The 25312-nt window shown below is 56.3% G+C and carries 22 protein-coding genes and 1 tRNA gene; 14 read left to right on the top strand and 9 right to left on the bottom strand.

Going from position 1 to position 25312, the window contains the following annotated elements; genetic code table 11:
- Entirely contained in the window at positions 1-690 is a 690-nt protein-coding gene (gene trmH / locus UR504_RS16430) for a tRNA (guanosine(18)-2'-O)-methyltransferase TrmH (protein WP_302237224.1), read from the top strand.
- A 3-nt stretch (positions 691-693) separates the two neighbouring features.
- Positions 694-2775: an ATP-dependent DNA helicase RecG gene (gene recG, locus UR504_RS16425; protein WP_302237222.1), complete on the top strand. Its 2082-nt coding sequence runs from the start codon at positions 694-696 to the stop codon at positions 2773-2775.
- Between the two features lie 2 nt (positions 2776-2777).
- Here the strand turns inward: recG and gltS are convergent, their stop codons facing one another.
- The gene (gene gltS, locus UR504_RS16420) at positions 2778-3980 is read right to left on the bottom strand and encodes a sodium/glutamate symporter (RefSeq protein WP_133293503.1); all 1203 of its coding nucleotides are present in this window, start codon (positions 3978-3980) and stop codon (positions 2778-2780) included.
- Positions 3981-4205: 225 nt separating this feature from the next.
- Here gltS and xanP point away from each other — a divergent pair, with 225 nt between their 5' ends.
- On the top strand, positions 4206-5597 hold the full coding sequence (gene xanP / locus UR504_RS16415; RefSeq protein WP_023309879.1) for a xanthine/proton symporter XanP: 1392 nt from the start codon (positions 4206-4208) through the stop codon (positions 5595-5597).
- A 119-nt stretch (positions 5598-5716) separates the two neighbouring features.
- Positions 5717-7420, top strand: a complete 1704-nt coding sequence (locus UR504_RS16410) for an AsmA family protein (protein ID WP_320739921.1) — start codon at positions 5717-5719, stop codon at positions 7418-7420.
- Between the two features lie 60 nt (positions 7421-7480).
- Here UR504_RS16410 and yicI read toward each other — a convergent pair whose 3' ends face one another.
- Both yicI and UR504_RS16400 read right to left on the bottom strand, forming a co-directional pair.
- Entirely contained in the window at positions 7481-9799 is a 2319-nt protein-coding gene (gene yicI / locus UR504_RS16405) for an alpha-xylosidase (RefSeq protein ID WP_302237212.1), read from the bottom strand.
- Positions 9800-9811: 12 nt separating this feature from the next.
- Positions 9812-11203 (bottom strand): glycoside-pentoside-hexuronide family transporter, encoded by a 1392-nt coding sequence (locus UR504_RS16400; RefSeq protein WP_320739918.1) that lies wholly within the window; start codon positions 11201-11203, stop codon positions 9812-9814.
- A gap of 289 nt (positions 11204-11492) precedes the next feature.
- Here UR504_RS16400 and UR504_RS16395 point away from each other — a divergent pair.
- Both UR504_RS16395 and UR504_RS16390 read left to right on the top strand, forming a co-directional pair.
- Positions 11493-11587 (top strand) — tRNA-Sec (locus UR504_RS16395).
- Between the two features lie 162 nt (positions 11588-11749).
- Positions 11750-12778 carry a hypothetical protein gene (locus UR504_RS16390; protein ID WP_143344472.1) on the top strand — a complete coding sequence of 343 codons (1029 nt, stop codon included), beginning with the start codon at positions 11750-11752 and terminating at the stop codon, positions 12776-12778.
- Positions 12779-12839: 61 nt separating this feature from the next.
- On the opposite strand, the gene UR504_RS16385 is transcribed toward UR504_RS16390, so the two are convergent.
- Positions 12840-13022 (bottom strand): YlcI/YnfO family protein, encoded by a 183-nt coding sequence (locus tag UR504_RS16385; protein WP_127729074.1) that lies wholly within the window; start codon positions 13020-13022, stop codon positions 12840-12842.
- Between the two features lie 116 nt (positions 13023-13138).
- Here UR504_RS16385 and UR504_RS16380 point away from each other — a divergent pair, with 116 nt between their 5' ends.
- The gene (locus UR504_RS16380; protein ID WP_302237199.1) at positions 13139-13480 is read left to right on the top strand and encodes a SymE family type I addiction module toxin; all 342 of its coding nucleotides are present in this window, start codon (positions 13139-13141) and stop codon (positions 13478-13480) included.
- 61 nt (positions 13481-13541) lie between these two features.
- Positions 13542-14579 carry a virulence RhuM family protein gene (locus UR504_RS16375; RefSeq protein ID WP_302237196.1) on the top strand — a complete coding sequence of 346 codons (1038 nt, stop codon included), beginning with the start codon at positions 13542-13544 and terminating at the stop codon, positions 14577-14579.
- Here UR504_RS16375 and UR504_RS16370 read toward each other — a convergent pair.
- The 5 genes from UR504_RS16370 to UR504_RS16350 all read right to left on the bottom strand — a co-directional run bounded on the left by UR504_RS16370 (position 14576) and on the right by UR504_RS16350 (position 18567).
- A complete protein-coding gene (locus UR504_RS16370) occupies positions 14576-15016 on the bottom strand; it encodes an acetyltransferase (RefSeq protein ID WP_302237193.1) in 441 nt (146 codons plus the stop codon). The genes UR504_RS16375 and UR504_RS16370 overlap by 4 nt on opposite strands.
- Before the next feature lie 96 nt (positions 15017-15112).
- On the bottom strand, positions 15113-16111 hold the full coding sequence (locus UR504_RS16365) for a class I SAM-dependent methyltransferase (protein WP_320739912.1): 999 nt from the start codon (positions 16109-16111) through the stop codon (positions 15113-15115).
- A gap of 85 nt (positions 16112-16196) precedes the next feature.
- Positions 16197-17135: a GlxA family transcriptional regulator gene (locus UR504_RS16360; RefSeq protein ID WP_320739948.1), complete on the bottom strand. Its 939-nt coding sequence runs from the start codon at positions 17133-17135 to the stop codon at positions 16197-16199.
- Positions 17136-17324: 189 nt separating this feature from the next.
- Positions 17325-17804, bottom strand: a complete 480-nt coding sequence (locus UR504_RS16355) for a hypothetical protein (RefSeq protein WP_320739911.1) — start codon at positions 17802-17804, stop codon at positions 17325-17327.
- A 1-nt stretch (position 17805) separates the two neighbouring features.
- Complete coding sequence (locus tag UR504_RS16350; protein ID WP_127729064.1) at positions 17806-18567, bottom strand: winged helix-turn-helix domain-containing protein; 762 nt, start codon at positions 18565-18567, stop codon at positions 17806-17808.
- 706 nt (positions 18568-19273) lie between these two features.
- On the opposite strand from UR504_RS16350, the gene UR504_RS16345 reads away from it, so the two are divergent.
- From UR504_RS16345 to UR504_RS16320, 6 genes are read left to right on the top strand one after another with little or no spacing between them, the layout of a single operon-like run.
- Complete coding sequence (locus UR504_RS16345; RefSeq protein WP_115876727.1) at positions 19274-19876, top strand: helix-turn-helix transcriptional regulator; 603 nt, start codon at positions 19274-19276, stop codon at positions 19874-19876.
- 53 nt (positions 19877-19929) lie between these two features.
- Entirely contained in the window at positions 19930-20514 is a 585-nt protein-coding gene (locus UR504_RS16340; protein WP_320739908.1) for a fimbrial protein, read from the top strand.
- Between the two features lie 53 nt (positions 20515-20567).
- Entirely contained in the window at positions 20568-21245 is a 678-nt protein-coding gene (locus UR504_RS16335; RefSeq protein WP_115876729.1) for a molecular chaperone, read from the top strand.
- A 20-nt stretch (positions 21246-21265) separates the two neighbouring features.
- Complete coding sequence (locus tag UR504_RS16330) at positions 21266-23791, top strand: fimbria/pilus outer membrane usher protein (protein WP_320739905.1); 2526 nt, start codon at positions 21266-21268, stop codon at positions 23789-23791.
- The gene (locus UR504_RS16325) at positions 23782-24300 is read left to right on the top strand and encodes a fimbrial protein (protein ID WP_111964279.1); all 519 of its coding nucleotides are present in this window, start codon (positions 23782-23784) and stop codon (positions 24298-24300) included. Before UR504_RS16330 ends, UR504_RS16325 begins: the two co-directional genes overlap by 10 nt.
- Positions 24300-25310 (top strand): fimbrial protein, encoded by a 1011-nt coding sequence (locus UR504_RS16320; protein WP_320739946.1) that lies wholly within the window; start codon positions 24300-24302, stop codon positions 25308-25310. Before UR504_RS16325 ends, UR504_RS16320 begins: the two co-directional genes overlap by 1 nt.
- Positions 25311-25312: the final 2 nt, after the last annotated feature.

The following is a 25312-nucleotide window of genomic DNA, read 5'->3' as shown; positions in this document are numbered from 1 at the left end:
ATGAATTCACAACGTTATGCACGTATCTGCGAAATGCTCGCCAGGCGTCAGCCTGACCTGACGGTCTGCATGGAGCAGGTGCATAAACCTCATAACGTCTCTGCCATCGTCCGTACCGCAGATGCTGTCGGTGTGCATGAAGTGCACGCCGTCTGGCCGGACGGCCGTATGCGAAATACGGTCTCAGCGGCGGCAGGCAGCAACAGCTGGGTGTCCGTCAAAAATCATCACACCATTGGCGAAGCCGTATCGCACCTGAAAGGGCGCGGGATGCAGATCCTTGCCACTAACCTGTCCGCTAAAGCCGTAGATTTCCGCGAGATCGACTACATCCGCCCGACCTGCATTTTAATGGGTCAGGAGAAAACCGGGATCTCCCAGGAAGCGCTGGATCTGGCGGATCGGGACATCATCATTCCGATGATCGGCATGGTCCAGTCTCTCAACGTCTCCGTGGCGTCCGCGCTCATTCTTTATGAAGCGCAGCGCCAGCGTCAGAACGCGGGGATGTACGAGCGCAGCAACAGCATGCTGCCGGAAGATGAACAGCAGCGCCTGCTGTTTGAAGGTGGTTATCCGGTGCTGGCTCGCGTTGCGAAGCAGAAAAAATTGCCTTACCCCCACGTCAACGCGCAGGGCGAAATTGAAGCCGATGCCGAGTGGTGGGCCACCATGCAGTACGCTGGGTAAGCGATGAAAGGCCGCCTGCTGGATGCCATCCCGCTTAACAGCCTGACGGGCGTGGGCGCGGCGCAAAGCAATAAGCTGGCGAAAATTGGCCTGCACACCGTGCAGGATCTCCTGCTTCACCTCCCCCTGCGTTACGAAGACCGCACCCAGCTCTATAAGATTGGCGATCTCCTTCCCGCCATTTACGCCACCGTTGAAGGCGAAGTACTGAACTGCAATATCACCTTCGGCGGACGCCGGATGATGACCTGCCAGATCAGCGACGGCACCGGCATTCTTACCATGCGTTTTTTCAACTTCAGCGCGGCGATGAAAAACAGCCTGGCGACGGGCCGCAGGGTGCTGGCCTATGGTGAAGCCAAACGCGGGAAATACGGCGCAGAGATGATCCACCCGGAGTACCGCGTGCAGGGCGATCTCAGCACGCCAGAGCTGCAGGAGACGCTCACCCCGGTTTACCCGACGACCGAAGGCATCAAGCAGGCGACGCTGCGTAAGCTCACCGATCAGGCGCTGGAGCTACTGGATACCTGCGCCATTACCGAGCTGCTGCCGCCCGAGCTGGCGCAGGGCATGATGAGCCTGCCCGAGGCGCTGCGAACCCTGCACCGTCCGCCGCCAACGCTGCAGCTCAGCGATTTAGAAAGCGGCAAACACCCCGCCCAACAGCGTCTTATCCTTGAGGAATTACTGGCGCATAACCTGAGCATGCTGGCGCTTCGTGCGGGCGCGCAGCGCTTCCACGCTCAGCCCTTAAGCCAGAATGATGCGCTCAAAGATAAGCTGCTGGCCTCTCTGCCGTTTAAACCCACCGGCGCGCAGGCGCGCGTCACCGCTGAGATTGAACGCGATATGGCGCTCGACGTGCCGATGATGCGCCTGGTGCAGGGCGATGTAGGGTCCGGTAAAACGCTGGTTGCCGCGCTGGCAGCCCTGCGCGCGATTGCCCACGGTAAACAGGTCGCGCTTATGGCGCCGACCGAGCTGCTGGCTGAACAGCACGCCAACAATTTCCGCGCCTGGTTCGCGCCGCTGGGGATTGAAGTGGGCTGGCTTGCCGGGAAGCAAAAAGGCAAAGCGCGACTTGCGCAGCAGGAAGCCATCGCCAGCGGGCAGGTGCAGATGATTGTCGGCACGCACGCTATCTTCCAGGAGCAGGTGCAATTCAGCGGCCTTGCGCTGGTGATTATCGATGAACAACACCGCTTTGGCGTCCATCAGCGTCTGGCGCTGTGGGAAAAAGGCCTTCAACAGGGCTTCCACCCGCATCAGCTGATCATGACCGCCACGCCGATCCCGCGCACCCTGGCAATGACCGCCTACGCCGATCTGGATACCTCCACTATCGACGAACTGCCGCCGGGGCGGACGCCGGTGACGACGGTCGCGATTCCTGACACGCGTCGCAGCGATATTATTGACCGCGTGCGCAACGCCTGCACCCACGAAGGACGTCAGGCCTACTGGGTCTGTACGCTGATCGAGGAGTCTGAACTGCTGGAAGCGCAGGCTGCCGAAGCCACGTGGGAAGAACTCAAGCTGGCGCTGCCGGAGCTGAACGTGGGTCTGGTTCACGGACGCATGAAGCCCGCTGAAAAACAGGCGGTGATGCAGTCGTTTAAGCAGGGCGAGCTGCATTTGCTGGTCGCCACGACGGTCATTGAAGTGGGCGTGGACGTCCCGAACTCCAGCCTGATGATTATCGAAAACCCGGAGCGCCTGGGTCTTGCCCAGCTCCACCAGCTGCGCGGGCGCGTTGGCCGCGGCGCGGTAGCCTCCCACTGCGTCCTGCTCTACAAAGCCCCGCTCTCGAAAACCGCCCAGATGCGGTTGCAGGTGCTGCGCGACAGCAACGACGGTTTTGTGATTGCGCAAAAAGACCTGGAGATCCGCGGCCCGGGTGAACTGCTGGGCACGCGCCAGACGGGGAACGCCGAATTCAAAGTGGCGGATTTGCTGCGCGATCAGGCTATGATCCCGGAAGTTCAGCGCCTTGCGCGCCACATTCATGAACGCTACCCCGAACAGGCGGCAGCGTTAATTGAGCGCTGGATGCCGGAAACCGAGCGGTATTCCAACGCCTGATTTCAGGCAAACATCGGCAGCATCAGGTATAGCTTGATCACCAGCGCGTTGACGATATCAATAAAGAACGCCCCGACCATCGGGACCACCAGAAACGCCATGTGCGATGGCCCGAACCGTTCTGTGATCGCCTGCATGTTAGCGATGGCCGTTGGGGTTGCCCCCAGACCAAACCCGCAGTGACCCGCCGCCAGCACCGCCGCATCGTAGTTTTTGCCCATCATGCGCCAGGTGACGAACATAGCGTACAGCGCCATAAACAGGGTTTGCACTGCCAGAATCGCCACCATCGGCAGCGCCAGCGAGGCCAGCTCCCATAGCTTGAGGCTCATCAGCGCCATCGCCAGGAACAGCGACAGGCAGACGTTGCCGAGCACCGACACCGCCCTTTCAAACACGCGGTAGAAGCCCATCAGCGCCAGACCGTTGCTCAGGATCACCCCGATAAACAGCACGCAAACAAACGTCGGCAGCTCAAACGCGGAGCCCGCCAGCCATTGCGCAACCACTTTGCCCACGGTCAGGCAGATGGCGATCGTCGCGATGGTTTCAATCAGCACCAGCGAGGTGATACTGCGCCCAACGTCCGGCTTTTCAAAGGCGGTAGGCACCAGCTCATCGTCCGGCCTGCCGTCCGGCGTGGTAGAGTGCTTCACAAGATAACGCGCCACCGGGCCGCCAATCAGGCCACCCAGCACCAGGCCAAAGGTGGCACAGGCCATCGCTACTTCCGTCGCGTTTTCAAAGCCGTAGCGTTCGATGAATAGCTTGCTCCACGCGGCCCCGGTTCCGTGACCGCCCGAAAGGGTAATCGACCCCGCCAGCAGCCCCATCAGCGGATCCAGCCCCAGCAGCGTTGCCATGCCGATGCCAATGGCGTTTTGCATCAGCAGCAGCCCCACCACCACAATCAGGAATACGCCGAGCACCTTACCGCCCGAGCGCAGGCTCGCCAGGTTGGCATTCAGGCCAATGGTGGCAAAGAAGGCCAGCATCAGCGGGTCTTTCAGGGACATATCAAAATCTATTTCCCAGCCCAGGCTTTTTTTCAGCACCAGCAGGGCCAGCGCTACCAGCAGGCCGCCGGCGACGGGTTCAGGAATGGTGTACTTTTTCAGAAGGGAAACGCTATGTACCAGCTTACGACCAAGCAGTAAGACCAGCGTTGCGGCAACAAGGGTCGACAACGTATCGAGATGAATCATAGAAGGCTCCTTTTTTGCGCGTGTTCCATACACACGCGGCGTTATCCTGGGCCGGTTTGCGCTCTTCATGAGCCCCCGGCGCAAAAAGTGTAATTTTTTTTCCCGATGCGTTGTAGAAAACCTGCTCACAGCGGCAGAATTTCTTGCCTTTTTTTGCTGGCAATCGTTTGCTTTTACCAGGTGGTCAGATAAAATGCCCGCTTTTCCACCGTGGGATTGCCGCCGATGTCCGTTAACACCATAGAGTCGCCTGATGCGCAACCGATTGCGCAGAAGCAAAATAGCGAACTGATTTACCGCCTTGAAGACCGCCCGCCGCTGCCGCAAACGCTTTTCGCTGCCTGCCAGCATCTTCTGGCTATGTTTGTTGCGGTGATCACTCCGGCGCTGCTGATTTGCCAGGCGCTCGGCTTACCGGCGCAGGACACGCAGCACATTATCAGCATGTCTCTTTTCGCCTCCGGCGTGGCCTCGATTATTCAAATTAAAGCGTGGGGTCCGGTGGGGTCGGGTTTGTTGTCGATTCAGGGCACCAGCTTTAACTTCGTGGCACCGCTGATCATGGGCGGTACGGCGCTGAAAACCGGCGGTGCGGATGTTCCGACCATGATGGCGGCGCTGTTCGGCACGCTGATGCTGGCCAGCTGTACGGAGATGGTGATCTCCCGCGTTCTGCATCTGGCTCGCCGCGTCATCACCCCGCTGGTTTCCGGCGTCGTCGTGATGATTATCGGCCTGTCGCTGATTCAGGTGGGCCTTACCTCCATCGGTGGCGGCTATGCCGCGATGAGCGACCATACCTTCGGCGCGCCGAAAAACCTGCTGCTGGCAGGCGTCGTGCTGGCGATCATTATTCTGCTTAACCGTCAGCGTAACCCTTACCTGCGCGTCGCCTCGCTGGTGATCGCCATGGCGGCGGGTTACCTGCTGGCCTGGGCGCTGGGCATGCTGCCGGAGAACACCGCGCCGACCAACAGCGCGCTGATCGTCGTCCCCACGCCTTTGTACTACGGTCTGGGCATTGACTGGGGTCTGCTCCTGCCGCTGATGCTGGTCTTTATGATCACCTCTCTGGAAACCATCGGCGACATCACCGCTACCTCAGACGTCTCCGAGCAGCCGGTGTCCGGCCCGCTGTACATGAAGCGACTGAAAGGCGGCGTGCTGGCGAACGGTCTGAACTCGTTTGTCTCTGCGGTATTCAACACCTTCCCGAACTCTTGCTTCGGTCAAAACAACGGCGTCATCCAGCTGACCGGCGTGGCCAGCCGCTACGTCGGTTTTGTGGTGGCGCTAATGCTGATCGTTCTCGGCCTGTTCCCGGCGGTAAGCGGCTTTGTGCAGCACATCCCAGAGCCGGTGCTGGGCGGCGCAACGCTGGTGATGTTCGGGACTATCGCAGCCTCCGGCGTGCGTATCGTCTCCCGCGAGCCGCTGAACCGCCGCGCGATCATGATTATCGCGCTGTCGCTGGCCGTTGGTTTGGGCGTTTCCCAGCAGCCGCTGATCCTGCAGTTCGCCCCTGACTGGGTGAAAAACCTGCTCTCTTCCGGCATTGCTGCGGGCGGTATCACCGCTATCGTGCTAAACCTCGTTTTCCCGCCTGAGAAAAATTGATTTCTCTCACGGCAGGCAGTCAATGCCTGCCGTGACATCGAATTACACCATTCCCGCCTTGAGGATTGCGCATAAATCGTGCATAACTCCCTTATGTGCGTTTTGCGGGATGGAAGACCATGAAATTTATTGGAAAGCTCCTCATCTATCTTCTGGTAGCCCTGCTCATTGTGCTGCTGGCGTTCTACATTTTGCTCCAGACCCGCTGGGGCGCGTCTCAGGTCAGCAGCTGGGTAACGGTGAATACCGACTACGAACTCAGTTTCGACAAGATGAATCACCGCTTTTCGTCGCCTTCCCACATCATTCTGGAAAACGTCACCTTTGGTCGGGACGGTAAACCCGCCACGCTGGTAGCCAAAAAAGTCGATATTGGCCTGAGCAGCCGTCAGATAACCGATCCGCTGCACATGGACACCATCACCCTCTTCGACGGCACGCTGAATCTCTCGCCCCAGACGGCACCGCTGCCTTTCCAGGCGGATCGCCTGCAGTTGAACAACATGGCGTTTAACAGCCCGAATACCGAATGGGATTTGAGCGCGCAGAAGGTCACGGGCGGCGTCAGCCCATGGCAGCCGGAAGCCGGCAACGTGCTGGGGCATAATGCGCAAATCCAGATGAGCGCAGGATCGCTGACCCTGAACGGCGTACCGGCCACCAACGTGCTGATCGAGGGCCAGCTTAACGGCAAGGAGGTGGTGCTGAAAACGATTGGCGCCGACATGGCTCGTGGCTCACTCACCGGCTCCGCCCTGCGCAACGCCGACGGGAGCTGGATTATCGATACGATGCGCCTGAACGAGATCCGCCTGCAGAGCGATAAAACGCTAACGGCGTTCTTCGCGCCGCTGGCCACCATTCCCTCTTTGCAGATTGGTCGTCTGGACGTGACCGACGCCCGGCTTCAGGGTCCGGACTGGGCGGTGACCGATCTCGACTTAAGCCTGCGCAACCTGACGCTAAGCAAAGGTGACTGGCAGAGCCAGGAAGGTCGTCTGTCCATGAACGCCAGCGAGTTTATCTACGGCTCGCTGCATCTTTTCGACCCGATCCTGAATGCGGAGTTTTCCCCGCAGGGCATGGCGCTGCGTCAGTTCACCTCCCGCTGGGAGGGCGGCATGGTACGCACCTCGGGCAACTGGCTACGCGACGGTAAAGCGCTGGTGCTGGACGATGTCGCCATCGCCGGACTGGAGTACACCCTGCCGCAGAACTGGAAAACATTGTGGATGGAGCCTCTGCCGGAATGGCTGAACAGCGTCACGCTGCAAAAATTCGGCCTGAGCCGTAACCTGGTGATCGACATCGATCCCGCCTTCCCCTGGCAGATCACCTCTCTGGACGGCTATGGCGCAAACCTGCAGCTGGTCAAAGATCGCCAGTGGGGCGTCTGGGGCGGGAGCGCAACCCTGAACGGCGCGGCGGCGACCTTTAACCGCGTCGACGTGCGCCGCCCGTCGCTGGCGCTGAATGCCAACGCCGCCACGGTGAACATTGCCGACCTGAGCGCATTTACCGAAAAAGGCATTCTGGAAGCCACGGCGACCGTTTCACAACTCCCGCAGCGGCAGACCACGGTAAGCCTGGACGGGCGCGGCGTACCGCTCAACGTGCTGCAGCAGTGGGGCTGGCCTGCTCTGCCGATTACGGGCGACGGCAATATTCAGCTCACCGCCAGCGGCAGCGTGCAGGCGAATGCTCCGCTGAAGCCGACGGTGAATGGTAAGCTGAGCGCGGTGAATATGGATAAACAGCAGGTGCAGCAGACGATGACGGGCGGGGTGGTTTCAACACCACCCTCACCCCAGCCCTCTCCCTGAAAGGGAGAGGGAGCAAACCATTCCCTCGCCCCTTTGGGGAGAGGGTTAGGGTGAGGGGAATTAAAGGTGAACCACCACCTCATCGCCCTCCGCTTTCACCACCACACCCCACTCGCTGCCCGCATGCGAACCGCCCTTCACGCCGCTCACCTTCTGCACGTTGCGCAAGCACACCGACCAGTTTTGCGCGTCTCCCGCGCCGGTAAAGGTCACGATGTCGCCCCGACGTGACGCCTTCAGCGTAAACGCCACGGAGCCGTCCGCCGCAGGGACTTCGCTCACCGCCGTTACGCCATCGTCCAGGTTAAACAGCTGGAAGGCCGTTCCCTCGTGCCACGCATAGTCCGGCTTCTGGTTATTGTTGCCTAGCGCCAGCAGCGTGTTGTCGCGCACGTAGACCGGCAGGCTCATGAAATCGTGCTGCTGCTTATGCCAGCGGCTGCCCTGAATTTCGTCGTTGTGCCACAGGTGCGTCCAGCGTCCTTCCGGCAGGTAGAACTGCACGTCGCCCGCCTCGGAGAACACCGGCGCGACCATCACCGAATCCCCCAGCATGTACTGGCGGTCGAGGTAATCGCACGCCGGATCGTCCGGAAATTCCAGCATCATCGCGCGCAGCATCGGCGTGCCGAACTCGCGGGCCAGCGCCGCCTGACGATACAGGTACGGCATCAGCTGGCACTTCAGCTGGGTGAAGTGGCGCACCACGTCGCAGGACTCGTCATCGTATGCCCACGGCACGCGGTAGGATTTGCTGCCGTGCAGGCGGCTGTGGCTGGAGAACAGCCCGAACGCACACCAGCGCTTGTAGACGTGCGCCGGGGCCGTGTTTTCGAACCCGCCGATATCGTGGCTCCAGAACCCAAAGCCGGACAGGCCAATCGACAGCCCGCCGCGCAGGCTTTCGGCCATCGACTCATAGTTGGCGTAGCAGTCGCCGCCCCAGTGAACCGGGAACTGTTGCGCACCCACGGACGCGGAGCGTGCAAACAGCACCGCCTCTTCTTCACCCACCGTCTCTTTCAGCACGCTCCACACCAGTTCGTTGTAGATGTAGGCGTAGTGGTTGTGCATCTTCTGCGGATCGGATCCGTCAAACCACTGGACGTCGGTCGGGATACGCTCGCCAAAGTCGGTCTTGAAGCAGTCGACGCCGATATCTACCAGGCCTTTCAGCCTGTCGGCATACCACCGGCACGCGTCCGGATTGGTGAAGTCATAAATCGCCAACCCCGGCTGCCATTTGTCCCACTGCCACAGGGAGCCATCCGGGCGCCTGAGCAGGTAGCCCTTCTCTTTCAGCTCCCGGAAGATGGGGGATTTCTGGCCGATGTACGGGTTGATCCACACGCAGACCTTCAGCCCTTTCTCTTTCAGGCGGCGGATCATCCCTTCCGGATCCGGGAAGGTCACCGGGTCCCACTCGAAGTCGCACCACTGGAAGGCCTTCATCCAGAAGCAGTCGAAGTGGAACACGTGCAGCGGCAGGTCGCGCTCGGCCATGCCGTCGATAAAGCTGTTCACCGTCGCTTCGTCGTAGTTGGTGGTGAACGAGGTGGTCAGCCACAGGCCGAACGACCACGCAGGCGGCAGCGCCGGACGCCCGGTGAACTGCGTATAGCGGTTTAATACCTCTTTTGGCGTCGGGCCGTCGATCACGAAGTATTCCAGATATTCCCCTTCCACGCTGAACTGCACCCTGGAGACCTTCTCGGAGCCAACTTCAAACGAGACGTTCTCGGGATGATTCACCAGCACGCCGTAGCCGCGGTTGGTCAGGTAGAACGGGATATTTTTGTAGGACTGCTCGGTGCTGGTGCCCCCGTCGCGGTTCCAGGTTTCGACCGTCTGGCCGTTGCGCACCAGCGCGGTAAAGCGCTCGCCCAGGCCGTAGACCGTTTCGCCCACGCCCAGATCCAGACGCTCGAACACGTAATTGCGATCGGTATTGCTGTCCTGCACGTAGCCGTTGTTTTTCAGCTGGCTGCCGGTAATGCGCTGGCCGTTGCGCAGGAAATCCAGCGCCCAGAACTCACCTTTGGTGACGCGCGCGCTGACGCTTCCGCTTTTAAGCTCGGCAAAATCGGCGTTGTTTTCAATCTCTACCTTCACGTCTTTCAGAACGTTCAGCGGATAGTGCGGGCCGTTATTCAGCGCGCCCTGGAAATGTTCGATGCGCACCCCGATAATCCCTTCCTGCGGGGCAAACAGGCGCACCGTGAACATCAACGTGTCGAGCTGCCAGGTGCGTTCGCGCACGTCGCGCGGCGCAACAAACACCACCAGGTCGTTGCCCTGCTGCTCCACGTCGAAAACCTGAACCGGATACGTCACGTTCAGGCCCGGTTGAATAAGCCAGTTTCCATCACTGATTTTCATGCTTTCGTCCTCTTAGTTCTGCAATTCTTTGCTGACCGGCAGGTTTTCAAACTCCTGCTGGTTGCGGCGCGCGCCCTGCGCCAGCTCGCCCAGGATTTTGGTCAGGAAGGGGGTTTTCAGCGTGTAGTAGCGTTTGGCGATGATGGCGCTCAGCACGTAGCAGACCGCCGGCGCCAGGGTAAACAGGCCGATAATGATGCTGATGGTCGCGCTGTTCTGGGTTTTGGCCGCCGCGTCGTAGCCGCCGCCTGCCAGCATCCAGCCGATCATCGCCCCGCCCAGCGCCAGGCCGAGCTTCAGTACGAACAGCGTGCCCGCAAAGCTGATGCCGGTCAGGCGCTTGCCGTTGGTCCATTCGCCGTAGTCGACGGTATCGGACATCATCACCCACTGAATCGGCGTCACCAGCTGGTGCAATACGCCAATGACGAAGATAAAGGCGAACATCAGCACGGTGGCGTGCATCGGCACGAAGAACATCGCCACGCTGACCACCGCCAGCGCGGCGTTGGTCCACCAGAAGATGCTGACCTTGCACTTCCAGTCGGTGAGCGGTTTCGCCAGCGCGGAGCCAATCAGGTTGCCGACGCAGTAGGTTGTGAGGAAAGCGACGAACACCTCCGGCGAGCCCATGATCCAGGTGCAGTAGTACATCATCGCGCCGCCGCGCACGCAGACGGCGAGGATGTTGAGGATGGTGAGCACGCCGACGATGCGCCACTGGTCGTTGTGCCAGATGTCGCGCAGGTCTTCCCGCATAGAGGTGGTGCTCGGCGGCACCTGGATGCGCTCTTTGGTGGTAAAGAAGCAGAACGCCAGCATCAGGAACGCGACCACCGACAGCACGGCGATCCCGCCCTGGAAGCCGAGCGCCTTATCGTCGCCGCCAATCAGGTTCACCAGCGGCATCATCAGCACCGTGGAGAGCATGCCGCCCGCCGTCGCCAGCACAAAGCGCCAGGACTGAAGGGAGATACGCTGCGTCGGGTCGTTGGTGATCACGCCGCCCAGCGCGCAGTACGGGATGTTCACTACGGTATAGAGCAGGGTCAGCAGGGTGTAGGTAACGGCGGCGTAAACCATTTTGCCTTTAAGGCTGAGGTCCGGCGTGGTGTAGGCCAGCACGCAGACGATGCCGAACGGGATCGCGCCGAACAAAATCCACGGGCGGAACTTGCCCCAGCGGCTGCGGGTGCGGTCGGCAATCAGCCCCATGCACGGGTCGGAGATCGCATCCAGCGCGCGCGCCAGCAGGAACATGGTGCCGACAAACCCGGCGGGAATGCCGAAAATATCGGTGTAGAAAAACATCATGTACAACATGACGTTATCAAAAATGATGTGGCTGGCGGCGTCTCCCATGCCGTAGCCAATCTTCTCTTTTACTGACAATACTTCGCTCATCTTTTTTTATCCTTCACGCTGTAGGGGGCGCTGAGACCGGTTACAGAGTTTTAAACCATTGTTTCAGGAGCGGGTATTGCGTTTTCTGGTTAGCAGATTACGTTTCTTGTTTTTTGTGATCGCGATAAATGTTGGAGAGCACAAAAGGCTAACCTGAGGATTTTCTTAGGAATTAGCTGAAACAGGGGGGTACAGGTCAAAAGAGAAGTGAAAAAAGTGGTGTGGGGTATGTGGTAAATGCCTGAAAGTAGCTATAATGCGCCCCGCCTCCATGTAGCAATCGAGGCGCGGAAGATCGTCATCTCCGGTGAGGTGGCTGGACTTCAAATCCAGTTGGGGACGCCAGCGTTCCCGGGCAGGTTCGACTCCTGTGATCTTCCGCCAAAAATTAAGCTTCTTAGTAAGGTATCTTACAAATATATTCGCCCTTCATTTAGCCTTTCTTGGTAAAGATATATTATATAAATTCATTGAATGTGAGTGCAATACAATGTCGCACTGTGTATTATATAATCTGTTCATCATTCAATTTAAGAGGGAATAAGAGTGGAAATCACTAAGTTACAAACAATAAATGACTACCAACTTTTTTTGGAACAAATGTATGGAAATGCGAATGAAAGCAAGGATCCAGACTATATATATTCATTTCTTGTAAGAAAGGTATCCTTTCTTTCACGAGCAATTCTTCGCGATGGTGAGTTTGAAAAAAGCTTCATTCAAAGCTTATCTTGGTTATTCACTTTGGCATCAAAGTTTGATATTAATTTAAATGAAGCATTTTATAAAAAATTTCCTGATGCATGTCCCTATTGCCTTAAATCTACATGTGAGTGCGTCCAAACACATAAACAACCAGCAGGAAATTTAGCAGCATATGCAGCAAGGCACGAATTGAATGAGAAATTCCTTTCACTTCAAAACACTCATACCTTAAACAGAAGATTAATTGATAAAGCAGTAAGTAATATTAACGACATCTACCCCTCAAACGGTGCAGTTTGGAAAATATTTGGCAGTTTCTACCATTTTTCAAGGATTTTTGAAGAATTAGGCGAAACGCAGGAAGCTTATTCTGCAGTTATAAAAAACAGTGGGAATATCTCTAATTTGGCAGAGGAAATTGCAGATGTAGCAGCTTGGATTTTCTCTGCATGGGGAATCAAATGTCCGAAAAGAAGCTTAGGTGATGCATTTAAAGATTACTATTTAGACGGTTGCCCAGTCTGCAAGAAAAATATCTGTGAATGTGAATCCTACTCTGGCAGGTCAGAATCCATGGCTACAGGAAAAGATCTTGAAAACATAAAGAGCCAACTTACCGAATTATCCACACTGCTAGTGGATAAATCTTCAGAAATTAACGAATTAGTAAAATCAATTGACGATGCCATGGAGGCTAACACCACTCTTGATGCCAAGAGAGCAGTTACCCAGGCTGATGGATTTTTGAAGAGGACACAGTCTGCAATTGAATCAGGCGCAACAACTGCAGAAAATACAGCCAAAATAGCAACAGCACTTACGACAATAATAGGGTTCATTGATAAAATCAAAGACGGATGGCTTAATTAGCACGTCAATAGGCTGATGAATATTGTTCATCAGCCCCCTATTTAATTCAAGCGCTCAAGATTTATAATTTAATTTTTTCATTTAATCTTAGCCAAAATGCCTCTTTCACCCACTTACTAAAATTCCCTTTCCCCGCCGCCTTTTCAATCTTTTCTAAAAGCTCATCCTCGAACCGGATGTTCTTCATCGTGCTTTTGGTACGGTCAAAATTTGGTTTCTTTTTCTCTTGCGTGGTAGGTACCACTTCGGTTGGCTTATCTGCATGTGGTACTTACCACATGGATTTGAAAATCTAGCAACGCCTAGCAGGGTTGAAGCATTAAAGAGCGTCTAACCTCACCAACTATCAAGGAGTTGATTATGGCTGATTCGCATTCTACCCCAGACACCGACCAATCCGGAACCGAGCGTTCGTTAATTGTGGGATACCGCCCGAATGTTTTCGACAAATCCACGCCGAAAATCATCCTTTCCGGCAAGTGGCTACGCGCGGCGGGTTTTGATACCGGGCAGCAGTTCACGGTAGAGGTCATGAAGGGATGCATCGTTTTGGTGGCGTATAACGAGCAGGAGCAGAGGTTGCAGGATGATTATAAACGGACGAAAGCAAAGCTTATTGAGATAGAGAACGCGCTTGCGGCGATTCAAACTCCACGTCCTGGAAAGCGCCTCGCAAAATCAAATACAAACTACCTGGCTTAGCGGCTGTTTCTGGCATACTAAGTGCCTGGTGCGTTAATCGTTGAGGATGTGGAGGGGAGACATGGCAGATAAAGACGTAATCCAATCTCCAGCAGGCGAATTTATTATGTTTGCCAGCGGTGACGGAAGAGTTCGTGTCGAATGTCGCTTCGAATCAGACACGATCTGGTTATCCCAGGCAGCAATGGCCGAGCTGTACGGTAAAGATGTTCGAACTATCAACGAGCATCTGATGAATATATTTTCTGATGGCGAAATTGATCAAAATTCAACTATCCGGAAATTCCGGTTAGTTCGTCAGGAAGGAAAACGTCAGGTTTCCAGAGAGATAGAGCACTACAATCTAGAAGCAATACTAGCTGTCGGCTACCGGGTGCGCTCGTCTCGAGGCATCCAGTTCCGACAATGGGCCACCCAAACGCTGCAGGAATATCTGGTAAAAGGCTTCGTTATGGACGACGAGCGCCTGAAAAATCCACCTGTCGGATCATCCGCCGTACCTGACTATTTCGATGAAATGCTGGAACGCATTCGCGATATACGGGCCAGCGAACGTCGGGTCTACCTTCGCGTAAGGGAAATTTTTGCATTAGCCGCTGACTATCAGCCGTCACTCAAAGAAACCACGCAATTCTTCCAGACCATCCAGAATAAACTGCATTTTGCCTGCACGGGCCACACCGCTGCTGAGTTGATTCACCAGCGCGCCGATGCCACTCAACCGCATATGGGGCTGACAAGCTATAAAGGCGAAGAAGTTCGTAAAAGCGATGTCACCACTGCAAAAAATTATCTGTCTCAGGATGAGGTGAGCGAACTTAATCGCGTCGTTAACATGTGGCTCGATTTTGCCGAAGATCAGGCCAAACGCCGCAAGCAGGTATTTTTACGAGACTGGCAAACCAAACTGGATCAGTTCCTGCAATTTAATGACCGGGACGTTTTAGAAGGCGCAGGCAAAATCAGCAAGAAAGCGGCTGATGAAAAGGCGTGCTCAGAATACATTGAGTATGAAAAGAAGCAGCGCCTACTGAAAGAAGCCGAGGGTGAGAAAGATATCATCGGCTTATTAAAATGGGATACGCAGGCTAAGCGCTAATCCCGATTCAACCGCATATGCAGCAACGGAAACGGATTCCCCTGCCCGTCCACTTCCGAGCGCCCGACCTGCTCAAACCCCATATGGCGATAAAACGCGACGCCCTGCGGGTTCTGCTCATTCACATCCACTTCGTTCGCGCCGAACGCTGCGATGGCGTGTTGCAGCAGCAATTTCCCGACGCCCTTACCCCGGCTCGCATCATCAACAAACAGCATTTCAATGCGGTTTTCATCCACGCCTAAAAAGCCGTGAATAACGCCTGTTTCATCACGGGCAATGAAAACGTTGAGGTTAGGCAGATAGGCGTTAAGCAATAACGGACGCAGCGCCGCAATATCGCTTTCCTGTAAAAAGTGATGGGTGGCGCGGACGGAGGATTCCCAGATCGCGACCAGACGTTCGAAGTGTGTGGGGAGTGCGGTTTCAATTTTCATGGGGCGGATCATGTGCGGTTTAGGACGTTAATTCAAGTTACTCCGTGCGCCCTGTTCCCCCTCACCCTCTCCCTCAGGGAGAGGGAACAGATCGCGCTAACCCCTAATCTCCATCACCGCGTACACCCCATCCTTCGGCACCACCACGGTGACGTTTTCCACCGGCACGCCCGCCGCGAGGTGAATATCCTGCAGCTGCTGTAACGACCTCGGGTGAATATCCTCCCAGCCGATACACCGCAGAACAAAGTCAATGTGCGGGCTGCTGGTGAGCATGTTCGACACAATCACCGCCCCGCCGGGCTTGACCAGCCGCAGCGCGCGCTGGAGAAAAATCACCGCATCGGTATCGTTGAAGTATTCGAAAATCCCCAGCGCGTCAACCAGTTCGGCCTGATGCTCGCCCAGCTCCAGCAGCAGGTCCTCGTTACGCACCAGCGTATGGAGCAGGTTGCGCCTGAGCAGTGTCAGCTGTTCGCCCACCACAATGCCTTCCTGCGCCGCCATGGTTTCCGCCCAGCTCAGCGCCACCGGGTCTTTGTCAACCAGCGTGAGATAGACCTGCTGGCCATCAAGCTTTGCTTCGCGCAGCGCCTCCAGCACCGGGATAGCGGCGCCGCTCGCGAGGCTGACCCAGTTGTTCTCGCTTTCATTGTGAATGTACCTATCCACCAGCGCGGCCAGCACCCGGGCGCGGGAACGCACGCCAACCGCATCGTTAGCGTGGATAAACCACTGGCGGCTGTCGCTGTCCATTTTCGTGCCGTCGGGCAGGCGGTCCTCCAGCGGGTTTTGCACCACAAACAGCGCCAGCGCGGAGGGCACCAGCCGGGTGCGCCACGCGGTGAGCGCCGGGCGGTTGCGGAAGGCCTGTTCGGAATAGCGGTTCTGGGTGACAAGCACGGCCAGCCCCCCTTCGTCGTATTCTACCTTCGGAGGGCGGAGCGCTGGCTCGGCTTTTAGAGCGCGGTCAAGGGAGGCGATCTCACGGGCAGCATCGTCTTTCATCGGCCACTGGTCACTGACGTCGGGAAATGACGCGCTGAAAATCGTCATATTTTCCGGCGCATCGCCGCGAAAAGGCTGCCAGTTCATGTCGTCTTCCCTCCGTTAGGCTTTTAACGGAAGTCTATCCAGGCGAGCCAGTAAAACCCTACGAAGAAAGCACGAAATAGGTGCATCAGTTCTGCGACATGCGCCATACCCCCGGCGTGCAGCCGTACTCGCTCTGAAAATGACGAATAAAGTGGGCGCAGTCGCTAAACCGCATCCGTCGCGCGATATCCGTAACGCTTTGCTGAGAGTTTTTCAGCAGCCAGCAGGCATAGCGCAGCCTGGCGCTGCGAATAAACTCCCGCGCCGTTTTGCCAAACTCGGCGTGAAACAGGCGATTAAGCTGACGTTCGCTCAGCTTAACGTCCTGCGCGAGCCTGGCGGCGTTCAGCGGGTGAGTCAGATACTGTTCGACGATCGTCACCGCCCTGCGCAGGCGCGAATCAGGGATCATGGCGATATTCGCGGGCCGCGGCGTGGCGGCATCATGCGGAGGAAGGGACAGCCGCCGGGAGGTGGTGGCCGCAATGTCGTCTCCCCCGTGGGCGCGGATCAGCGCCGTTATCAGGGTGAGCGTTGAGATCCCCCCCGCGCAGGTCAGCACATCGCCTTCGTCGATAAAATCGAGGCTTTGCTCAGCATAAACCTGCGGAAAACGTTGCGTGAAAACGTCATGGTGATGCGGATGAATCGAGGCGCGGCGCTCGTTCAGTAAGCCTTCCTCCGCCAGAATAAAGCTGCCGGTACCAATACCAATCAGGGGAACGTTGTTGTGATGAGCATCCGTGAGAAACGCTCTGTCGCCACGGTGTCCCAGGTGAAGATGAGCAAGACTTCCGCCGATCGCCGCAATATAGTCGAAGTCGCCGGGCGGCGCATGGGCGGCCTCGGGCCGCACGCTGAGCCCTGAGCTGCTCACTACCGGTAAGTCGGGGTAAGTGCTTATCAGGCTGAGTTTAAAGCGTATTTTCTGGCTACGCTTCTGGACGCTGGAAGCAATACGTAACGCCTCTATTAATCCTGAATATGCGAAAAGAGAGAAATGGGGCCACAGGAGTAACCCCATATGCAGGGACTTATTCCGTGCAGGCGTCATTCTGACGCTATCATCAATTATATTTTTCATTAATTTGCCGAAGAATAATTACATTATCGCAACATTGTTGTTGCTGTTATATTTTCCTAAGATAGGTCCTGGCTGTTAAATCAAGCATAAATGATGGTTGCAAAAACTTAAAAACATTTCTCCCTGTCGCTATCCGTTTTTTGACGTGTGGCACACATAGGTCGGCAGCGTTCCCAGAATAAATAAATAATTCTCATTCTGCTGTTTCTTAATTCGCATATAAATATTCTTATTCGGATAGATAAAAAATAAAGGTTCGTACTTCTCCAGCCAGCTGTCGCTGATGTAGTCGTCCGGAAATTTCATATTGCGTATAGACGTCAGATTATAGACGCTGTCTTTGCGCTCAATCTGAAAGAAAACTTTGCGATTCAGGGTTTTCGTGGGATCGCTTTTCAACCGGCCATTCATACTGAGTATTCCGCTGTTGCCTTCCACGGTGTAATTCAGCCACAGAGAGAGCGTTTCATCACGGTGATGCTGAATAAAGTTCGCCTGGCAGGAAAAGGGCTGGATGTAATGGCGATGCCAGAGGTAATACGCCGCCACGACAGCCCCCATCAGCAGGCACAGGCAGAGCACAACAAGCGTTTGACGGTAGCGAACCATACTAGCGATCCTCTATAAAATAATCGGACATACAGCGGTTGGGTTCCGTCATCGGTCTGTCACAGCGAATGACCGATGCACGGGGCAGCAGGATGTAACCGCTGACGTACACCCAGGGATAGTTCGCGCACTGGTCCTTAAACGGGGCGGCATAGGCCAGGGCTTTATCCCTGTCGCGCTGCGTTTCAATATCGCGAGAAAAATAGAGCTGACACTCGCCCATCTTCATCGCGAAGCGGTACCCGTCTACGAAATAGCTGTCATGCAGCAGGTTATGGCTGATAACGCTCACGCCAGCCAGCATCAGCAATAGCACCAGCGCGCCCGACAGCCAGAAGCGGTTTCTTGAGACCGTCGGGGCGACGGTCTCTTCGTAGACATCCGGAGCAGCACATTCTTCCTCTTCAGCCTGCGGCTGCATCTCTTTAATAGTGATTTGCGTATCGCTTGCGAGCGTCAGCCCTATGCGCGGGATAGTGACAATTGGATCGGTTTCGAAACCCACCTTCTTCAGACCTTTGCGCAGAATAGAAATGTTCTGGTAATAGGTATTAGGCGAAACCAGCATCCCCCGGCGCTGCCAGACAATATCCATGCACTCCTGTTGAGTCACAATACTTCCGACTCTTTCTATTAATAACAACAAACAGCGGCCCGCCGGGGAATTTAATACCACCACCCGGTCAGGATTGTTGAGATCGCGTAATGTGCTGGCGGCTGGGTGAAACTCTACCAGGCCATTAATAATGTAATGCTTATGCATAGAATAGGCTAAATACCTCCGGTCAACGCCTGTTGCTCCAGTAGATTCCCTTCACGGTTAACCTGCGTATCCCTCGCCTGTGTAAGGCTTAATGTGACGGATAATTGCGCAACTGTATATCCTGGCACCTGGCGAAAAATCTTATTTTTCCTTTCTCTTTATCTGACCGGTCTGAAGTTTTCTTAACCGCCATTTAAAGCCGTCTTGACACTGACAAAACTCGACAAAGGCGCCCGTTGAACGCTTTAGCCATTGTTGTCTGAATTATTCAGCGTGCTTAATTTGTTTTTTTGATAAAAAGCAGAGGGGACGCTCTCTGCCAGCGGGTTTCGAAATTACAACCAGTTCGAAAGCTGTCGTCTTAATTAACAATTTCGCCACGAAACTGTTAGCTACCGTCAGTAACTACCCTCATCACATGACGTCAGCAGACTATTTCCTTACAAAACATTTATTAAAGCTAACTTTTCAATAAAAACTACCGGTATGATTATTTACAGGCAGATAAGCAAAAGCCGGTTTAGCGAGGAGAAATTGACGCCACACCTAAACTGTACTTAAAACAAATTAAGATTAATTCAGGTTACCTATTTAACGCCCTGAGTATAGTGGGCTCACACCGTGCAATGCTTAATTGCTTCGAAAATACAGGCATCGCTCTGCCAGACAGAGGAGTCTCATTACAATTATAAATCGAGGGAATGACATGGCGAATAAGCTCAACAACACACGTCATTTAAATATCGCGCTATTGGGTGGAGATCACTTTGCGCGTCAGGGGATCGCCGCGTTATTAAAAAATATCACCCCGACCATGCAGATAACAGCATCGATCGATAATTATGCGGAGATCGAAACAATACTCGCGGCCGCACCGGTAGACTTAATTTTTTTATCCGGTACGGAGAAATATCACGCGGGATATGATTGCCTGAAATATATCAGGAAGATGAAAGTCCTCTATCCCGACGTACTTATTTGCATGTATTCCGCACCGGCAAATTCCTGGCTGTGGATACGCGGTGAAATAGACGCCTATATCTCGCTACAGGACCCGCTTTATCACTGGCGAGCCAGCGTATTAAAAATGGTCGATAGCCGTTATCGCCCAATAAAAAAACCCACGGCGTTATCGCTGACGCCGGGTGAATGGAGGGTATTGAAGGAACTGCGAAAGGGTCTGGATATGCGTTACATCGCCGAAACAGAGCAGCTTTCTTACCGTCGTGTCAGCGCGTTAAAAAGCTCAGCGATAAGAAAACTCGGGCTCAGGAACAAGACAGATTTGCTGGTCTTTTTAACCAGTTAGACCTGCTGCTTTCAGAGCAAATCTCGACATAACACCATAATGGAATCAGGACAATGAAAGCTCAATTCAATAATAAAACGCTGCTTGCGATCGCTATTGCGGCAGTACTGCCAGTGGGCTCGGCGCTGGCTGTCGGCACCAGCGGCGGCACGGTGAACTTTAGCGGCAAAGTGGTGACCTCCGCCTGCGCCATCAGCGCAGGAAGCGCCAACATTGACGTGGATATGGGTGAAGTGCGGACCGCAACGCTGAAGACGGCAGGCAGTGAAGCCAGCACGGCAAAAGCGTTTGCCATCACCCTGGAAGATTGTGAAATCGCCGATACCTCAGCCTCAACGGCAGAGAACCCGATTGCTGCGACCACAGTGGCCGTCACCTTCACCGGTACGCCGGACGGTTCCGATGTCAATAGCTTGTCCGTCGGTGCAAACGGCAGCGCCAACTCTGCGCAAAACGTGGCTATTCGCCTTTATGACGAGCAAGGCAACGTGGTGAAGCTGGGTGAACCGGCATCGGCCATCCCTCTGCGTAAGGGTGCCAACACACTGAACTTCAGCGCGAAATATTACTCGCCGAAGGGCGGCGCCACCGCGGGCGATGCCAGCGCCGTCGCGACTTACACCGTGACCTATTCGTAATCTTCAGGCCCGGTCTGCGAGCCGGGCCTGTCTTAGCTTTCAGGAGAAACACTATGCGCGTAAATACATGGATTTGCCTGGCGGGCGCGTTATGTTCATCCGCCGTCTATGCCGGTGGCGTGGGATTGGGCGCAACGCGAATGGTCTACTCCAGCGCCACCAGCCAGGCCATGATGCAGGTGAGAAACACCCATCCCGAGGCCACGTTCCTCATCCAGTCCTGGATGGAGAATGAGAAAGGCGAACGCACCAACGACTTCGTGATCACGCCACCGCTGTACGTCATGAAACCGGCCAGCGAAAGCGCGGTAAAAATCATGTTTAACGGCAAAGCCCTGCCAGAGGATCGGGAGACGCTCTACTGGATGACCGTCAAAGCCATCCCCCAGCAGGCTAAAAGCGGCTCCGGGAACACGCTGCAGTTTGCGTCGGCTAACCGCATCAAGGTCTTTTATCGCCCAGAAGGACTCAGTGAGAGCCCGGCAGAGGCATGGAAAAAACTGGCCGGTGTCTACCGTGCCGGAAAGGTTACGCTCAGCAACCCCACGCCGTACTACCTCACCACCATCAACGTGAAAATTGACGGCATGCCGGTGCAGCCGGTGATGGTGCCCCCGAAAGGCAGCGTGACGCTGGCCGAAACCTTCAGCCATGCGGGCAGCATGAGCTATCAGACCATTAACGATTACGGGGCATGGACTCCCGCCACGCGCGCGTCGTTATCCCAATAAAAAAAGTAAGGCGTGACCACGTGAAAATAAAAATCCTGTGCGCCACGGTGATCTCCCTGGTGATTCGGCAAGCCGTGGCTGCTGAAAGCGAGCTGCAATTTAACCCCGCATTCCTCAACGGCGAGAGCGCGAACAGCGCCGATCTCGCCTGGGTCAACGCCGGGAGCGCGTTGCCGCCGGGTGATTACAACCTCAACGTGTATATCAATACCAACTACGCGTTCACAGGTAACGTCACGTTCCGCCTTGCTGAAGACAGTACGGGTGAAGCACTGCCCTGCCTCACGCCCGAGCAATTCGACGCGCTGGGCATCGATAGCCATCAGGCGAAGGGCGGAGTGCTGCCGCTGGCGCAACGCTGCATCGTCTTAACGAAGGCGTTTGCGGATACGCAGTTTGATCTGGACCAGAAGACGCTCACCCTGAGCTTCACCGTACCGCAAAGTGCGATGCGCAATTTGCCGCGCGGATATGTCAGCCCGGAAAGCTGGGAGGCGGGCATTCCTGCCGCGTGGCTGAATTACGTGGTCAATGGTTCGAATAATGAATATCGCGGCGAGACGCGCACACGGGAACAGCAGCTGTTTGCAAGCCTCAACAGCGGCGTCAACCTGGGCGCGTGGCGGCTGCGTGATTTCACCACGTGGACCAAAGACAGCAATGAACTTGCCCACGTGCAGACCTGGCTGCAGCGCGATATTCACGCCCTGCGCGCGCAGGTGTACGCCGGGGAAACGTACACCTCGGCGCAGGTTTTCGACTCCGTGGGCCTGCGCGGTATCGCCCTGAAAACCGATGACAACATGCTGCCCGCCAGCCTCAGCGGCTATGCTCCTGAAGTCCGGGGCATTGCGCGCAGCAACGCCACGGTCACGGTTCGCCAGAACGGCAACATCATCTATCAAACCTCCGTTCCGCCGGGGGCGTTCGTGCTGAAAGATCTTTACCCGACCTCCTCGGGAGGCGATCTGGCGGTCACCATTCAGGAGAACGACGGCAGCAAAACGCAATACACGCTTCCCTTTGCCAGCGTGCCGAACCTGGTGCGTAACGGACAGGTGAAATATGCCCTGGGCGCCGGGAAATACCGTCCGACGGGCAATCAGGACGCGCCCTCTTTCGCGCAGGGCGAGCTGTTCTACGGCTGGCGATACGGCCTGACGTTTTACGGTGGGGCGCAGTTTGCCGATCGCTATAACGGCCTGGCCCTCGGGTTTGGGCAAAACCTCGGCCGCTTTGGCGCCTACTCCATCGACCTGATCCACGCCCGCAGCCAGCTGGCGGACGATCGGCACTATACCGGTGATTCGGTGCGCCTGCGCTACAGCAAGCTGCTGAACGACATTGGCACGCGGGTTAACTTCTTCTCGCTGCGCTACTCCACGAAAGGGTTTTATACCCTCAGCGACACCACGTACAAAGGCATGTCGGGCGGATCGCCAAAGCAGACGGTGGAAGACGATGGCACCGTCACCACCCAATACGACACCGTGTACAACCTGCGCATGTCGCGTAAGGCAAAAAACCAGCTGCTGCTGTCGCAGCCGATGGGAGAATACGGCTCGCTGTCACTGTCGTGGGATCAGCAGACCTACTGGAACACATCAAATACCACGCAAAGCCTGCAGTTTGCGTGGAACGCCACGTTTCGCAACGTGTCGCTTGGCGTCAGCGTTCAGCGAAGCTCGAGCCTTTACGACGACAAGAAAGATAACATCCTGTCGATGTCGATGTCGGTCCCGCTGGGCAACCCGACGCTGTCGACCCGTGCGCGCTTTACCACATCCCATGCGGACTCCACCGGTACAACCGCCAGCACGGGCGTGAGCGGCTACCTGCCGGGCGAGGAGAATCTGTTCTATAGCGTCAACCAGCGCTACAGCGCGCAGCAGCACTACGGCGGCGATGCCACCCTGCAGTACGAAGGCGCGTGGGGAGACTACAACCTGGGCTACAGCTACGCCAGCGACTCCCGCAACCTCAGCTACGGCATCAGCGGCGGCGCGGTAGTGCATGAAGATGGCCTGACGCTGAGCCAGCCGCTCGGGAACACCAACATTCTGGTGAAAGCCCCGGGAGCCAGCAACGTCGCCGTGCTTAACCATAAGGGCATCAAAACGGACGGCCGTGGCTACGCGGTGATCCCGTACGCCACGCCGTACCGCGTTAACCAGGTCGCGCTGGACGTGACGACCGCTGGCAACGACGTGGAGCTGGAAAACGCCATCGCCAACAAAACGCCTACCGATGGCGCCCTGGTTCGCGCCACCTTCGCTACGCACCAGGGGGCAAAAGCGATGTTTATCGTGCGTCACGGCAACGACGTACTCCCCTTCGGCACGCTGGTCTCGCTCGATGATGACAAAACCAGCGGCATCGTCGGCGATGGCGGCAGCCTGTATCTCTCCGGTTTGTCAGAGAAGGGCACGCTGAACGCCGTGTGGGGTCGCGGCAACCGCCAGCGCTGCGCCGTTACCTATGCCTTAAACAAGCAGAACTATAGCGCCCGCACCGGTCTTTATTCTCAGGAGGTGGTATGTCAGTAACGCTTCGGATCGGCTGCATTGCGCTGCTGCTGGTTTTCACGCTCCCCGTTCGCGGCTACGACGTGCTGGTCTCCGTCACCGGCAATTTGATCGGCAACACCTGCGTGGTGGCGCAGGACTCCGGGGAGCAGAACGTGCCGCTGGGCACTATTGGTATTAAACAGTTCAGCCGTGCCGGGGCCGTCAGCAATATCAAAACGCCCTTCACGCTCAGGCTTGAAGCGTGCGGGCCAACCTTTGCTGGCGTAAAAATTCGCTTCAGCGGAACGCCGGATGATGCCAACCCGCAGCTGCTGAAAATTGCCGACGGTGGCGCTACCGGCGTGGCGGTGCAAATCCTCGATAAAGAGAGCGTACTCATTCCCCTGAATACAAAGACCACCGCATACGGAACCGCGGGGGATGACAGCGTACAGATGACCTTCTACGCGCAGCTGGTTGCCACCGCTACGCCGGTGAGCGCCGGTGATGTGTCAGCCCTCGCCACCTGGACAACGGAGTATCTATGATGCGTTTAGCGTTTCTTCTCAGCGGATTACTTTTCTGCGCCAGCGTACAGGCGCTGGACTGGAAATCGGATATTACGCTCTCCCCTCAGCCGATGACCTACAGCGGGCCAGCGGACTCCGTGGTGCCGGGCAGCATTATCGGCTCAACCTGGAGCGCCACCGCCAGCGTGCAGCAGGTGTTCTGGTGCGGGCTTATTTTTACCTGCAACAAAGGCACGCTGCAGCCCAGCAGCAGCGCCATCTCAAGCGGTGCGACGGTCACCGTCGACGGCGCGAATTACACCATTTTTGAGACCGGCGTACCGGGCGTGGGATATATCATCGGGCTGAAGGATTTTAAGAGTACACAATATATTCCCCTGCAGACCGGTATCACGCAAAGCTACCCGGCAGAGGGCACCAGTGGGTTTGCCCAGGATCTGGGATGGTCAGCAAAGGTCACCTTTATTAAAACCGGTGCCGCCCTTAAATCCGGCGTCTATCAGATCCCGACCATCAACGCCGCGGTGCTCACCGCCTATAACAACGAGACAAAAACGGCGCAGGTGATTATCAGCCCGACCACCATCACGGTGACCGCCAGCGGGTGTACGGTCGGCAGCAAAAACGCCAGCGTGGCGCTGGGCACCATTGATATTCGCACCCTGCCCACGGTAGGAAGCACGTCGCCATCAGGGACGTTTACCGTCGGCCTGACCTGCGACGCGAACGTGGCGGTTCACGCGGTGATGACCGATCAGACCACGCCGTCGAACACCTCGTCGGTGGTGACGCTGACCGGAGACTCCACGGCGTCCGGCGTTGGGGTGCAGTTTTTCTACAACGGCAGCGGGCCGCTGATGATGGGGCCGGACAGCTCGGCCGCGGGTGCGACCGGCCAGTTCTTTATCCAGAGTACCACGGCGGCACAAACGCTCACGTTACCGTTCCAGGCGCGGTACATCCGAACCGGTGAACTGGTCCCCGGCTCGGCCAACGCGCTGGCCAGCATTACGTTTTCCTACCAGTAGGG

The organism is Enterobacter sp. 241F3, from assembly GCF_034106785.1.
Classification (GTDB): domain Bacteria; phylum Pseudomonadota; class Gammaproteobacteria; order Enterobacterales; family Enterobacteriaceae; genus Enterobacter; species Enterobacter vonholyi.
The sequence above is the reverse complement of the archived record's forward strand: the minus strand, read 5'-3'. Positions and strand labels throughout refer to the sequence as shown.

Bases quoted from the DNA above. Each gene is read 5' to 3' on its own strand.
- trmH (WP_302237224.1), top strand. From the start codon at position 1: ATGAATTCACAACGTTATGCACGTATCTGCGAAATGCTCGCCAGGCGT.
- recG (WP_302237222.1), top strand. From the start codon at position 694: ATGAAAGGCCGCCTGCTGGATGCCATCCCGCTTAACAGCCTGACGGGC.
- gltS (WP_133293503.1), bottom strand. From the start codon at position 3,980: ATGATTCATCTCGATACGTTGTCGACCCTTGTTGCCGCAACGCTGGTC.
- xanP (WP_023309879.1), top strand. From the start codon at position 4,206: ATGTCCGTTAACACCATAGAGTCGCCTGATGCGCAACCGATTGCGCAG.
- UR504_RS16410 (WP_320739921.1), top strand. From the start codon at position 5,717: ATGAAATTTATTGGAAAGCTCCTCATCTATCTTCTGGTAGCCCTGCTC.
- yicI (WP_302237212.1), bottom strand. From the start codon at position 9,799: ATGAAAATCAGTGATGGAAACTGGCTTATTCAACCGGGCCTGAACGTG.
- UR504_RS16400 (WP_320739918.1), bottom strand. From the start codon at position 11,203: ATGAGCGAAGTATTGTCAGTAAAAGAGAAGATTGGCTACGGCATGGGA.
- UR504_RS16380 (WP_302237199.1), top strand. From the start codon at position 13,139: ATGGCTGATTCGCATTCTACCCCAGACACCGACCAATCCGGAACCGAG.
- UR504_RS16375 (WP_302237196.1), top strand. From the start codon at position 13,542: ATGGCAGATAAAGACGTAATCCAATCTCCAGCAGGCGAATTTATTATG.
- UR504_RS16370 (WP_302237193.1), bottom strand. From the start codon at position 15,016: ATGAAAATTGAAACCGCACTCCCCACACACTTCGAACGTCTGGTCGCG.
- UR504_RS16365 (WP_320739912.1), bottom strand. From the start codon at position 16,111: ATGAACTGGCAGCCTTTTCGCGGCGATGCGCCGGAAAATATGACGATT.
- UR504_RS16360 (WP_320739948.1), bottom strand. From the start codon at position 17,135: ATGGGGTTACTCCTGTGGCCCCATTTCTCTCTTTTCGCATATTCAGGA.
- UR504_RS16355 (WP_320739911.1), bottom strand. From the start codon at position 17,804: ATGGTTCGCTACCGTCAAACGCTTGTTGTGCTCTGCCTGTGCCTGCTG.
- UR504_RS16350 (WP_127729064.1), bottom strand. From the start codon at position 18,567: ATGCATAAGCATTACATTATTAATGGCCTGGTAGAGTTTCACCCAGCC.
- UR504_RS16345 (WP_115876727.1), top strand. From the start codon at position 19,274: ATGGCGAATAAGCTCAACAACACACGTCATTTAAATATCGCGCTATTG.
- UR504_RS16340 (WP_320739908.1), top strand. From the start codon at position 19,930: ATGAAAGCTCAATTCAATAATAAAACGCTGCTTGCGATCGCTATTGCG.
- UR504_RS16335 (WP_115876729.1), top strand. From the start codon at position 20,568: ATGCGCGTAAATACATGGATTTGCCTGGCGGGCGCGTTATGTTCATCC.
- UR504_RS16325 (WP_111964279.1), top strand. From the start codon at position 23,782: ATGTCAGTAACGCTTCGGATCGGCTGCATTGCGCTGCTGCTGGTTTTC.
- UR504_RS16320 (WP_320739946.1), top strand. From the start codon at position 24,300: ATGCGTTTAGCGTTTCTTCTCAGCGGATTACTTTTCTGCGCCAGCGTA.